15 protein-coding genes are annotated in these 12549 nt (G+C 38.6%); 11 read left to right on the top strand and 4 right to left on the bottom strand.

Annotated features, from left to right (window positions below; translation table 11 throughout):
• Both C3V44_RS01155 and C3V44_RS01150 read left to right on the top strand, forming a co-directional pair.
• Window positions 1-876 carry a CPBP family intramembrane glutamic endopeptidase gene (locus tag C3V44_RS01155; protein ID WP_106095237.1) on the top strand — a complete coding sequence of 292 codons (876 nt, stop codon included), beginning with the start codon at window positions 1-3 and terminating at the stop codon, window positions 874-876.
• 140 nt (window positions 877-1016) lie between these two features.
• On the top strand, window positions 1017-1364 hold the full coding sequence (locus C3V44_RS01150; RefSeq protein ID WP_009410361.1) for a hypothetical protein: 348 nt from the start codon (window positions 1017-1019) through the stop codon (window positions 1362-1364).
• A gap of 67 nt (window positions 1365-1431) precedes the next feature.
• Here the strand turns inward: C3V44_RS01150 and C3V44_RS01145 are convergent, their stop codons facing one another.
• Window positions 1432-2181 (bottom strand): SAM-dependent methyltransferase, encoded by a 750-nt coding sequence (locus C3V44_RS01145; protein WP_106095236.1) that lies wholly within the window; start codon window positions 2179-2181, stop codon window positions 1432-1434.
• Window positions 2182-2252: 71 nt separating this feature from the next.
• Here C3V44_RS01145 and C3V44_RS01140 point away from each other — a divergent pair, with 71 nt between their 5' ends.
• The 9 genes from C3V44_RS01140 to C3V44_RS01100 all read left to right on the top strand — a co-directional run bounded on the left by C3V44_RS01140 (window position 2253) and on the right by C3V44_RS01100 (window position 9310).
• The gene (locus C3V44_RS01140; RefSeq protein WP_106095235.1) at window positions 2253-3236 is read left to right on the top strand and encodes a hypothetical protein; all 984 of its coding nucleotides are present in this window, start codon (window positions 2253-2255) and stop codon (window positions 3234-3236) included.
• A gap of 236 nt (window positions 3237-3472) precedes the next feature.
• Window positions 3473-4240 carry an alpha/beta fold hydrolase gene (locus tag C3V44_RS01135; RefSeq protein ID WP_016479386.1) on the top strand — a complete coding sequence of 256 codons (768 nt, stop codon included), beginning with the start codon at window positions 3473-3475 and terminating at the stop codon, window positions 4238-4240.
• Window positions 4241-4268: 28 nt separating this feature from the next.
• On the top strand, window positions 4269-5297 hold the full coding sequence (locus C3V44_RS01130) for a quinone-dependent dihydroorotate dehydrogenase (protein ID WP_016479385.1): 1029 nt from the start codon (window positions 4269-4271) through the stop codon (window positions 5295-5297).
• 165 nt (window positions 5298-5462) lie between these two features.
• Window positions 5463-6317, top strand: coding sequence for a YicC/YloC family endoribonuclease (locus C3V44_RS01125; protein ID WP_016479384.1), 855 nt, complete (start codon window positions 5463-5465; stop codon window positions 6315-6317).
• Between the two features lie 31 nt (window positions 6318-6348).
• Window positions 6349-6915, top strand: a complete 567-nt coding sequence (gene gmk / locus C3V44_RS01120; RefSeq protein WP_016479383.1) for a guanylate kinase — start codon at window positions 6349-6351, stop codon at window positions 6913-6915.
• Window positions 6912-7499, top strand: coding sequence for a nicotinate (nicotinamide) nucleotide adenylyltransferase (gene nadD / locus C3V44_RS01115; protein ID WP_016479382.1), 588 nt, complete (start codon window positions 6912-6914; stop codon window positions 7497-7499). Before gmk ends, nadD begins: the two co-directional genes overlap by 4 nt.
• 128 nt (window positions 7500-7627) lie before the next feature.
• Window positions 7628-8095, top strand: a complete 468-nt coding sequence (locus tag C3V44_RS01110) for a low molecular weight protein-tyrosine-phosphatase (protein WP_106095234.1) — start codon at window positions 7628-7630, stop codon at window positions 8093-8095.
• An 18-nt stretch (window positions 8096-8113) separates the two neighbouring features.
• Window positions 8114-8734 (top strand): recombination mediator RecR, encoded by a 621-nt coding sequence (recR, locus tag C3V44_RS01105; RefSeq protein ID WP_009419002.1) that lies wholly within the window; start codon window positions 8114-8116, stop codon window positions 8732-8734.
• A 3-nt stretch (window positions 8735-8737) separates the two neighbouring features.
• Window positions 8738-9310 carry a DUF3109 family protein gene (locus tag C3V44_RS01100; RefSeq protein ID WP_106095233.1) on the top strand — a complete coding sequence of 191 codons (573 nt, stop codon included), beginning with the start codon at window positions 8738-8740 and terminating at the stop codon, window positions 9308-9310.
• A gap of 78 nt (window positions 9311-9388) precedes the next feature.
• Here the strand turns inward: C3V44_RS01100 and C3V44_RS01095 are convergent, their stop codons facing one another.
• The 3 genes from C3V44_RS01095 to C3V44_RS01085 all read right to left on the bottom strand — a co-directional run bounded on the left by C3V44_RS01095 (window position 9389) and on the right by C3V44_RS01085 (window position 12547).
• Window positions 9389-10735 carry a TolC family protein gene (locus C3V44_RS01095; RefSeq protein WP_106095232.1) on the bottom strand — a complete coding sequence of 449 codons (1347 nt, stop codon included), beginning with the start codon at window positions 10733-10735 and terminating at the stop codon, window positions 9389-9391.
• A gap of 168 nt (window positions 10736-10903) precedes the next feature.
• Entirely contained in the window at window positions 10904-11515 is a 612-nt protein-coding gene (locus tag C3V44_RS01090) for a TetR/AcrR family transcriptional regulator (protein WP_106095231.1), read from the bottom strand.
• Between the two features lie 99 nt (window positions 11516-11614).
• Entirely contained in the window at window positions 11615-12547 is a 933-nt protein-coding gene (locus C3V44_RS01085; RefSeq protein WP_106095230.1) for a phospholipase A, read from the bottom strand.
• Window positions 12548-12549: the final 2 nt, after the last annotated feature.

Raw genomic sequence — 12549 nt, 5'->3', positions numbered from 1 at the left:
ATGTATCTTAAAAACGGAAGATTGTCACAGAGCCCTAAGTGGCTTTATGTTATAGTTCCAACCCTGTTCTTTGCCTTTACAGGGTTGAACTTTTTAGTAGCACAATTTTTTGATACTACTACACTTATACAGTCGGAAATTGCCCAAAAAGGAGAATTACAATTCTTATTTGAGAACTTAGTTGTCTTTGCTATCTTCTTAGGGTTATTGTTACTATGGGTGAAGTTCATACATCGCCAGCCTTTGGTAGCACTTATTACGGCGCGACCCCGTATCAGTTGGAAGCGTTTTTGGTTTGCTTTTTGGCTGTGGGGAAGCGTAACCATAGCAATGACTTGTATCGACTACTTATTTTTTAACCCCGATGATTATATTTGGAATTTTCAGTGGATACCTTTCTTAAAACTACTCGTAATAGTAGTGCTGTTCATTCCTCTGCAAACCGCTTTTGAAGAAATATTCTTTCGTGGCTACCTAATGCAAGGCTTAGGACTCGTAATGCGTAATGCGTGGTTTCCTTTGCTTTTTACCTCTATCACCTTCGGACTAATGCACATTGCCAACCCCGAGGTAGAAAAATTAGGATACAGCTTGCTTATCTATTACATAGGTACAGGCTTGTTCTTAGGTATCACTACCTTAATGGACGATGGCTTAGAATTAGCCTTAGGGTTTCACACCGCCAACAACCTTTTTACAGCTCTTTTAGTAACTTCCGACTGGACAGTTTTCCAAGTTCCTTCCGTCTTGCGTGATGTCTCAGAACCCTCTTTAGGCTTCAGTGTATGGGCTCCTCTATTGTTCTGCTTTCCTCTTTTATTGTATATCTACGCCAAGAAATACCATTGGAAAGAGTGGAAAAAACACTTGTTATAAAAGAAAACTTAATTTTTTGTTAAAATAATTTCCTTCATATCATAATATTTCATATCTTTGCAACCGATTTTAAATAGCAAAAGGCGACACCCCGAAAAGCCTTTAACAGAGTAGGGAGTAATTTTAATTTTCAGTTTTTTATGGAAGAAAATACAACTTCAACACAAGAGCAATCTGTTTCTCAAGAACAGCAAACTGCTAAAGAAAACAACCCAACCATCATTATCCAAAACTCCTCTAAGAGCAACGGAATAGGCACCGCTGGTTTCGTATTAGCTTTAATAGCTGTATTCTTAGGTTGGGTTCCCGTTTTAGGGTGGATTATCTGGCTTTTAGGACTTGTCCTTTCAGGTATAGGTGTTACTAAAACTCCTAAAGGATTAGCCATTGCAGGGCTTGTGCTCTCTTTAATTGGGCTTGTTATCCTTATTCTTTTAGCTACTGTTTTTGCAACAGCGGCAGCTGTTTCTTCAATGCCAGTACAATAAGAATTTACAAAAAAGGCTATCTGAGAAGAATCTCAGATAGCCTTTTTCTATAAAGTTACATATCATTTTAGCTCCCTATAATAAAAATAGTAGGTCTCTTCTGCACATCAATATTCGTTTTCTTCCAACGATGCACAGGGAGTGTCTTAATTTCTTCTGTAGCAAGCGTAATATCGCAAGCCACGCACAAAAGAGTATTAGCTTGTAATGTCTCTATCAAGTCAGTAAGCATCTGCTTATTGCGGTAAGGCGTTTCTATAAATAGTTGCGACTGTCCTTCTCGTGCTTTGCGCTCTAAGGTTTTAAGTGCCTTCTTTCGCTCTTGTTTATCAATAGGGAGATATCCGTTAAAAGCAAAATTCTGCCCATTAAGTCCACTCGCCATCATTGCCAATAACAGCGAAGAAGGTCCTACCAGCGGAATCACGTTCAGTCCTTTTTGGTGAGCCACCCGCACAATATCAGCTCCTGGGTCGGCTATCCCTGGACAACCTGCCTCCGAGATAATCCCTATTGAGTGTCCTTCCATACAAGGGCTTAGGAAACTCTGATAGTCAGTATCCTGATGGTGCTTATCTATCACAACTATTTTTAAATCTGCTTGCACCTTGTCCGGAGTAACGAGCTTGATAAACTTCCTTGCCGACTTTTCGTTTTCTACTACAAAATAAGTAAGTGATTGCACTACATTTGTCACCTGTGCTGGCAATACATCAAGAGCTACACCCCCTAATAAGTTCGGTATTAAATAAATATTTCCCATCGTTGTTTGTATCAACATTACTAACAGATTGCAAAGGTATATTTTTTTCATCATACTTATAGTATTAAATGATTAATTATTTGTACCTTTGTCGCGTATATCTCAACAATCTATAATCACAACAAATGAAAAACATTCTCTCTTATAGTATCATTTTCTCGGTTATTACACTGATAAGCTGTAATAAAGACAGCAACAGCAATAACCTTTCTGAGCATTCCCAACAAATGCTACAACAAGCTATGCGCAATACCGAAGCAGGGCACGACACAAATTTTAGTGACAACACTCCCTTCATTTTCAATGGTTATAGTAATACTTCCAACAGATTGTTCGAAAAAGGAGGTAACATATCCATCGGGGCTGCCTTAAATTTTGCGTCTATTAATCACGACAAAATCATTTATAAAAGTTGTTATTGGGGGCTTTATGGCAAAGAAGGCTACTGCAAGTACCCCAACGAAAACCGATATTTTGAATTGTACAACCTTTGGGGGGTGCTATTTTCTGAAAAAAACAATCAGAACCCTAACGCTTTGATAAATGTAAAAAACTTCCGCTTCTACGTGCTTTACAAAGGTGAAAACGTATGGCGGAGAGTTCATTTTCCTGAAACTGATATTACCGACCAAGCCCCTATCACGTGGGCGGCTACATATTATAAAGATATCGTAACAGAAGCAGGCAATGGGAAGATTAAAGTAATACAAGAAAAAAACTATTCCACTATCCCTATTGCCAAATCAGGAAAATACGACGGCAAATGGTATGATGCCAAAATATTAGTAAACCACTTTGGTTCTAAACTTATGAAACCTGTGGGAGAGTTCACCCCTAGCAAAGTCGAAGGCGTGTATATGCAAGTAGAGGTACGTCTCGACCCAAGTACCCCCAACGCCAAAGTAGGCATACAAGCTGGTATGGACGTCCGCCACGAAGGCATTAAAACTACTTACTATATGGCTTTTGGCTCTACCCGCATCGTTACAGTTGCCCCTCATTGGAAAACCGTTAATTGGGTAAACTACGCAGGCGGACAAGGAGCTGACGAAGGAGGCGTCGTACTGAGTAAAGAACGATTACTAAACACCTCTTTTCCAAGAGAATAACCTCCTATTAAACAGCTCTAAAAAGCACTTTATCTCTCAAAACGAAATATATCTTATATAAAACGAAATTAGAATAGGGATTACCACCTTATATCATTCGTATAGCTTTTCTATATCTATCGTCCAAGATTCGTATAAGCTTCCTATAAGCTTTCTATATCTATCTCTTAACTATCAAGCTCTTACAACAACAGCAAAACAAACCCAAAAAAGCACCTAACAAACTAATTATCACAATGAAACAGTCTTTTTATCAAAAAGAAGGAAAAAGAAAGAATAAGACAGTTGTCTTCCTTCACGGCTTTTTAGAAGACCATACTATATGGCAACCTATTACTAAAGCTCTCTCTACCGAATATTTCACACTATCCATCGACCTTTTAGGGCACGGGCAGAGCCCCACTATCGCCCCAGTACACACAATGGAAATGATGGCAAACCAAGTAAACGATATCTTACTAAAAGAAGAAATAGAACATTGCACCATCGTGGGGCACTCAATGGGTGGGTATGTAGCCTTAGCTTTTGCCGAATTATTCCCCAAAAAAGTAGAAGGAATAGTATTGTTAAACTCCACTACCCTACCCGATTCGCCAGAGAAAAAAGTGAATAGAGACCGAGTGCTGAAAGTAATCGATAAAGAGAAAGAACTCTTCGTGCGCACTGCCGTTACAAACCTATTTAGCGATGAAAACAAAACGCTGATGAAACCGGCGCTCAACAAACTAATCGATATAGCAATGCACACCCCTAACGAAGGTATCAAAGCAGCTTCCTTAGGAATGAAACAACGCCCCGACCGCACTGAACTATTCGAACATCTAACCGCTAAAAAGCATATCATTATGGGTAAAAAAGACGCTCTTATCCCTTCCGATAGTTTGATAGCATTAGCCCAAAAAGCAGGTGCAAGCTATACCTTGCTTTCAGGCGGACATTTAGTATATATTGAGAACGAAGCTGAAACCATAGAAGCCTTGCGCAATTTTATGGCACAACCCTAATCTAACCCTTTTTCTCAAATTCCAAGATATGTATAAGCTATTCATTCGCCCATTCCTTTTCAGTCTCGACCCCGAGAAAGCTCATCACTTTACATTTAAATACTTAAAGTTTATTCACAAAATCCCCTTAGTGCCTTTGCTCATTCGCAAAATATACAATGTGGAACACCCTTCTCTACATCGCGAAGTCTTTGGGCTACACTTCAAAAATCCCATAGGGTTAGCCGCAGGTTTAGATAAAGATGCTAAATTGTACAAAGAGTTAGCCAATTTAGGTTTTGGTTTTATCGAAATCGGAACCATTACCCCTAAACCACAACTGGGGAACCCCAAAAAGCGATTGTTCAGACTCATAGAAGACCAAGGAATTATAAACCGTATGGGCTTTAACAACGAAGGAGTTGAAGCTGCTGTAAAGCGCCTTAAAAAGAATACCAATGTACTGATAGGAGGAAATATTGGTAAAAATAAAACCACCCCAAATGAAGAAGCGGTAAACGACTACCTGATTTGTTTTGAACAACTCTTTAATTATGTCGATTATTTTGTAGTAAATGTAAGTTCACCCAATACTCCAAATTTGCGTACATTACAAGAAAAAGAACCTCTAAAACAGCTTTTAAGCACTTTGCAAAATACAAACCTAACCCATAAAAAACCTAAGCCTATCCTCTTAAAAATCGCCCCTGACCTTACCGACGAACAACTGTTAGATATTATTGAAATCGTACAAGAAACTCATATTGCAGGCGTAATAGCTACCAACACCACGATTGGTAGAGAAGGGTTAGTATCCGATAATCAAAAAGAAACCGGCGGACTTAGTGGGAAACCTCTTAAAAATCGCTCCACTGAGGTAATACGTTTTCTAAGTGAAAAGAGCAACCACGCATTTCCCATCATTGGCGTTGGAGGAATATTTAGTGAAACCGATGCCCTCGAAAAGTTAGAAGCAGGAGCCTCACTTATCCAGCTCTATACAGGTTTCATTTACGAAGGAGCAGGTCTTATAAAACGCATTAATAAACAGCTAATTGCTAATTCTAACCAACATTAGCATTATTTCCGTTATTTGTTATTTGCAATTCTTAATTCACCGATACAAACCAAACGTATTGATGAAATAAAAGTCTTGATGAAAATTTATAAACATACTCACCTCACAAATATTGTCAATTACTAATTATTTTATACCTTTGCACTTATTTTCAAAAACGATATTATGATACAGTCAATGACAGGCTTTGGCAAGAGTGTACTATCTCTCACCGATAAACATATTAGTATAGAAATCAAATCCCTAAACAGTAAGAGTATTGATATCAATACACGTATTCCACAAGCGTATCGCGAAAAAGAACTCGATTTCCGTAAACTCATTGCCGAGCAACTCTTACGCGGGAAAGTAGATTTTAGTATCTTTGTAGAAAATACAGGCACACAAACACCCTCTAAAATCAATCCTAATATCGTAAAATCCTATATCGAGCAAATGCGTACTATTGTTGATGGTGACCTTACCGAACTGCTAAAAATGGCAGTACGTATGCCCGATGCCTTACAAACCACTACCGAAAGCGTTTCCGAAGAAGAACTTTCAGCTATTTTCGAACATATCAGCCTTGCCATTACCGATTTGCAAACCTTCCGCATTCAAGAAGGTAAAGTCTTAGAAAAAGACTTCGTTTTGCGTATTAGTAACATCAATAGCTTACTGCAAGAGGTACAAGCTCTTGATAGTGAACGCTTAGCGCTCATTCGCGAACGCTTGGAAAAAGCGGTAGCTGATATCCAGAGTGTAGACGCCAACCGCTTTGAGCAAGAACTCATTTTCTACTTAGAAAAATTGGACATCACAGAAGAAAAAATCCGACTCAAAAAACACTTAGACTATTTTCTCGAAACCCTTCACAGCGAAGATTCTAACGGACGTAAATTAAGTTTTATTGCACAAGAAATAGGCAGGGAAATCAATACCTTAGGTTCAAAAGCTAACTTCGCCCCTATGCAACAGTTAGTAGTCCAAATGAAAGACGAACTCGAAAAGATTAAAGAACAAGTATTAAATGTATTATAATCTGCTAATTTACCAATTTGATAATTAAAAAATGAACAAACTAATTATTTTCTCAGCTCCTTCTGGGAGTGGCAAAACTACCATAGTGAGGCATTTACTCTCGCTCAAAAAACTAAACTTAGCCTTTTCTATTTCGGCTACTTCTCGTGCCCCTCGTGGAGAAGAACAACACGGCAAAGAATACTATTTCCTTTCTGCTGATGAATTCAAAAAACGTGTTCAGCACAATGAATTTATGGAATGGGAAGAGGTATACACAGGTTGTTATTACGGCACATTAAAATCAGAAGTAGAACGCCTATGGGCAATGGGGAAGAATGTGATATTCGATATTGATGTCGCAGGAGGTCTCCGTCTCAAACAACAATATCCAGAACAAACCTTAGCAGTATTTGTTGAACCGCCAAGCCTTATTGCCTTAGAAGAACGCTTGCGCAACCGTAAGACTGAAACAGAGGAGAAAATACAAATGCGTCTCAACAAAGCCGAACAAGAAATGGCAACTGCTCACCAGTTTGATGTGATTATCAAAAACGATAATCTACAACAAGCCCTACAAGAGGCTGAGCGCATAGTAACCGATTTTATCAACCGATGAAAAAACAAATAGGCTTATTCTTTGGCTCGTTTAACCCTATTCATATAGGGCATCTCATTATCGCCAATCATTTGGTAGAGCACAGTGCAATGAACGAACTGTGGTTTGTGGTAACACCTCAAAATCCGTTTAAAGAAAAACAATCCTTATTAGACAACCACTTGCGATTGGAAATGGTCAATTTGGCAATAGAGAGCTATCCCAAGTTACGCGCCTCAAACATCGAGTTTCACTTGCCACAACCTAATTACACAGTTAATACCTTAGCCTATTTAGAGGAAAAACACCCTAATACTAACTTTGCCCTAATTATGGGGGAAGACAACCTAAAAAGCTTTCACAAATGGAAGAACTACGAGCATATTTTAGCAAATTACCCTATTTATGTCTATCCTCGTATTTCAGAAGGTACAGTGCCCGAATCTTTAACTGAGCACCCGCATATCACCCGTGTACCCGCCCCTATCATCGAACTCTCAGCCACCTTTATCCGTGAAGAAATCAAAGCTGGACGCAATATACGCCCACTCCTCCCCGAAAAAGTATGGCAATATATTGATAAATTAGGACTCTATTTTAATTAACAATTGACAAGTAACAAGTAACATTTTTGCGTCACACACTTAGCCAAAGTTTCACACTTTGGCTAAGTTAAAACCAATAATCTCTTTGTTTAATTTCTAAGGCGTAAGCCTTATCTCTTTTTTAATATATGAAAAAAACGAAAATACTAATGGTTTGCTTAGGCAATATTTGCCGTTCTCCTTTAGCCGAAGGCGTGATGAGGAGCAAACTCCCTTCCGATAACTTTGAAGTAGATTCAGCTGGGACCGCCAACTATCACGTAGGCGATGCTCCTGACACTCGTTCTATCGCCTCTGGCAAAAAACACGGAGTAGATATCTCTATGCTTAGAGGTCGTCAGTTCTCAGCCAAAGATTTTGCCCATTTCGATTATATTTTCGTAATGGATAAAAGCAATTACCAAAACGTTATCCGGCTTGCTAAGAACGAAAAAGAGCGTGCTAAAGTACATTTCTTAGCTGATGCTTTGGGTGGAATGACACAACACGAAATCCCCGACCCTTATTACGGCACAGAAGCTGATTTCGAAAACGTCTATCAGCTCATTGACCAGGCTTGCACCAAAGTTGCTCACAAACTATCTCCTAATCCCTAACTACTATTATCTCCTAAAATGGACTTCTCATCTAAACTCTTAGAAAACGCCGTCTACGAAATAGCACAATTGCCTAGTATAGGCAAACGTACGGCTTTGCGTTTAGCCTTGCACCTGCTCAAACAACCCGAAGAGCAATCACTACAATTGGCACAAGCTATTGTGGCTTTACGCACCCATATACAGTATTGTAAAAACTGCCACAACATCTCCGATGTAGATTTATGTGAGATATGTGCTAACCCTATGCGTGATACGGGAGTCGTTTGTGTTGTAGAAGATTTTAGAGATGTAATGGCAATAGAAAACACAGGACAATTCTTTGGTCAGTATCACGTTTTAGGAGGCAAAATATCCCCTATCGATGGTATCGCTCCTTCCAATCTACATATTGCCTCACTGATAGAAAAAGTAAAGACAGGTAAAGTAACTGAGTTAATTCTCGCTCTGAGCAATACAATGGAGGGCGATACTACCAATTTCTATATTTACAAACAAGTAGAGCCCTACCATATCACCATTTCTACCATTGCCCGAGGCATAGCCGTAGGAGGCGAACTCGAATACACTGATGAGGTAACTTTGGGCAGAAGTATTACTCAGCGCATTCCTTTTGAAAAAGCTATTAAAGCCGTTTAAAATATGATACAAGTAGCCAATACCATTATTTCGGAAGATATTATAGATTGCGATTTTGTTTGCAACCTTAATGCTTGTAAAGGTGCTTGCTGTATAGAAGGTGATGCAGGAGCACCCGTAGAAGAAAGCGAACTAAAAGTGATGAAGCACATTTATCCCGAAGTAGCTCCTTACCTTACCGAGGAAGGTCGTACAGCTATCGAGGAGCAAGGAGTATACATCAAAGGAGAAGACGGCGAATGGGAAACTCCTCTCATCAATGGAGGCGAATGTGCTTATGTAGTACGCAATGAAAAAGGTTGGGCTCTTTGTGCTATCGAACAAGCATATAACGATAAAAAAATAGACTGGAAGAAACCTATATCGTGTCACCTATATCCTATACGATTACAAGAGTACAGCTCCTTCACAGCAGTCAATTACCATCGTTGGAGTCCTATATGCGATGATGCTTGTGTCTTGGGTAAAAAGTTACAAGTGCCTATCTACAAATTCGTAAAAGAGGCTCTTATTAGAAAGTTTGGAGAAGAGTGGTACCAAGAATTAGAGCTTATAGCTGAGCACTTGAAAAAGTAACATACAAATAACAAAATAAAAGAGACAGTACTTTTAATATTGTACTGTCTCTTTCTTATATAGATATTATGGGATTTCTTACTTCATTGTCTCTAACTTCCCTTGTGATTTTAGCAACTGTATTTCTGCTAATTTGTAGTCCAACAAAGCACTGGTATAATTGTTCTTAGCATCCGATAAAGAGCGTTCTGCTTCCAATAAATCTGTAAGGGAAGCCAAACCTTGTTGGTAGTTGTTTTGGGTATTTAGCAATACTTCTTCTGCAAGCTTTACATTCTCCTTTTGCGAATCTATAGTAAGAAGGTTATTAGTAAGCTGACTATGGGCATTCTCATAAGCCAAATCCATTGCCAAACGAGTGTCTTTAAGGGTCGCTTCAAGTGCCTGACTTTCTATCTGTGCTTGGTATATCTTAGCACGTGTACCGAAACCCGAAAATATAGGTATATTCACTCCCAATGTAATAGCCGAATAGTCAGCTCCGTACACTTTATCTTTCTTGCCGTAAATAATCGGTGTTTTAGGTCCCATACTCAAATAACCATAAGTAGCCTGCAACGCTAATGATGGATAAAGTGCTGCACGTTGTACTTTGGTATTGAGGTCAAGGAGTTGCTTTTGCTTTTCGAGTACTTGTAACTCTATACGAGTATTGCTATTACCTTTCTCAAAAGCCAAATCGTAATTAGCTTCAAATCCCTCTTTAGGCAAAGTAATTCCTTCACTCATCGGCATACCTATCATATATTTAAGCGCGTTCTCCGAGAGTTGTACTCCATTAAGGGCTTGTTGGCGTGCCGATTTGAGATTATTTACAGCCACAGTAGTGCGGTCAACGTCTATTTTCTTTGATAACCCCGATTGGTTTAACCCTTTTACAACATTAGCCGTTTTCTCGGTAAGAGCCAAATTGCTTTCTATATTTTCTAATGTTTGTCGGGTTTGGTATACTTGATAGTAGGCTTGTGCTACTTTCTCAATGATTTCATTCTCGGTAAGCTGTTGGTTAAGCATATAAAACTCACGTGTCGTACGAGCCGCTTTCAAGCCCATAAACACGGTTTGATTAAACAACACTTGGGTAAGTTTTGCTTCAGCATTAGCCGACCATTTTTGCCCCATTTCCATCTTTATAGGCTCATTACTTGCGGGCATACCCGGGAAAGCAAATGTGCTACCATCAATATAAGTAGCTTGTAACTTAGGATTGTACACCATACCGCCCGAAGCCGAAATACTAGGCAGTGCGTTAGCGCGTACTTCTTGTATTTTGTATTCGCTTTTGGTTACTTCCAATCGCGCTTTCTCAGCGTCCGCTTTATTCTCTAAAGCATAACGAATAGCGTCTTTTAAAGTCAATTCTTTTTGTTGTGCAAAGCTCATAAAACTAAGGCACAACAAAGCACTCGTAATGATTTTTTTCATAATAATTCTATTGCCTATTAATAGGCTTATTTATATTGTTCTTTTAATTCTGTTATAACTTCTTTTTACTTTATTTATTCAGATACCCTTCTCTCGCTGACTTTACTTTTTCACCTCTGATGATTGGTATTATTGGCATTTTTAGTATTATAGTATTAAATTAACCTTTTACCTTTTATCTTTTACCTCCTTAAGCACTCGTTCTAATTCTTTAAGTCCTTTTTCATTGACAAGTATTCTAAAAAAGTACTCTAAAATAGTATAGATAGTTTCCCAGAAGGGAAATTCTCTTTCAGGGAAAGTATGAGTTATAGAACGGAGACGTTGTACACTAGTATAGAAAACCTTATAGAAGTTCACATTGATATCTTTTCTAAAAAGACCTTCTTGCCAACCTTTTTCTAAGAGTTTATCTATAAAAAGTGCATCAGTTTTAGCAAACTCACTTTCCATACGTTCGTATGTTTTAGGATAGTATTTTTGTAACTCCCAAATAGGACGGTCGCTGTTGATATTAAAAACTTCTTGAACTTTTTTCTGGTTGCGGTATACATTTTCTATCACAGATCCTTCTCCTTGTACAAAAGTAGTTACATTTGTACAACTCATTTCTAAGGCATAATCTAAACAAGCATCTACTAAATCTTGTTTAGAGGGAAAATACTCATAAAGCGTCTTTTTAGACATCCCCATTTTGTTAGCCAAATCATCCATAGTAAAGGTTTTAAACCCATACTGCATAAAGTCGTTTAAGGCACGTTTTACAATATCTTCTTTCATCTCTCTTATCTTTAAATTCGGGGGCAAAGGTATAACAAAAAAACTTAATAAACAAAAAAAGTTTCCATTATTACCTCTTACCTCTTACTTCTTATCTGTTTAAAGACTCAAGAAAGTAAAGCCTACTCCCACAATAGTTTGTTTGTAATTGTAATCGATAAGAGAATCACCATAACCGTGAGAGGCTTGCAACAAAATACGCAGGTCGCGACTCAGCGGATATACCCAATTCAGCTCCACGTGTCCGCGATTATGATTAAAATTTAAATTATTCCTCACTCGCAAATTAAAAACATTTTTACGGAAGAGGTAAGCAATGCCCAATTCACAACGTCCTATATAATTCTCAATATCGGGATTGTCATCTTCTTTTGCCTTTTCTGAGAAACGCCACCAGAAACGGCTATTAACCATTAAGTCATTCCATTGAAAAATACCTGATAAAATAATTCTGTTCCAACTGCGGGAATGTGCCGCTTCTTTACCATTAGATTGGTGGTTTACGGATAGTCCTGCCATTTTCATTTTAAAATTCCCCACCGAGAGGTTCAGCGGATAAGTAAATATCAATTCAGGTTCGTAATTTAGTTCCCTAAACGGACGTGAAAGCTCACCGTTGTACATCTGCCAATACGATTGCTGAGTGAAAGCTACCCACACATCACCCTTCCCAAAAGCATCTTGCATAATCTTAGCTTTTAAGCTCACTTGAAATTTTACCTCCACGTGCTGGTAGTCGCGCCATTCAGGTATAGGGCGGTCGGGGTTCAAACTTATAGGTTGTTCGGTAGGTTTATCCGTAAAACGGAAAGGCATTACGTACATAGGTAAGTAATCCACAAATTTAAAAGTACCTCTCTGGTCTTCTCGGTCAAGCTCCCATAGCTTAGAAATAGCCCTCTCTAACTGAGCTCTTCTATCGGCTTTTATTCCTGTCTTAGGAAGTTCCTGCAATGTGTCATTCTCCACCTCCTGAGGAAAAATAGGTGTTGCAATAGCCAAGAGCATTATAAATAAAGTGTATTTCATCATTT

It is taken from the genome of Capnocytophaga sp. oral taxon 864 (assembly GCF_002998835.1).
GTDB classification, from domain to species: Bacteria; Bacteroidota; Bacteroidia; order Flavobacteriales; family Flavobacteriaceae; genus Capnocytophaga; species Capnocytophaga ochracea.
Note: the sequence above shows the minus strand (reverse complement) of the source record. Positions and strands in the feature narration are given on the sequence as shown.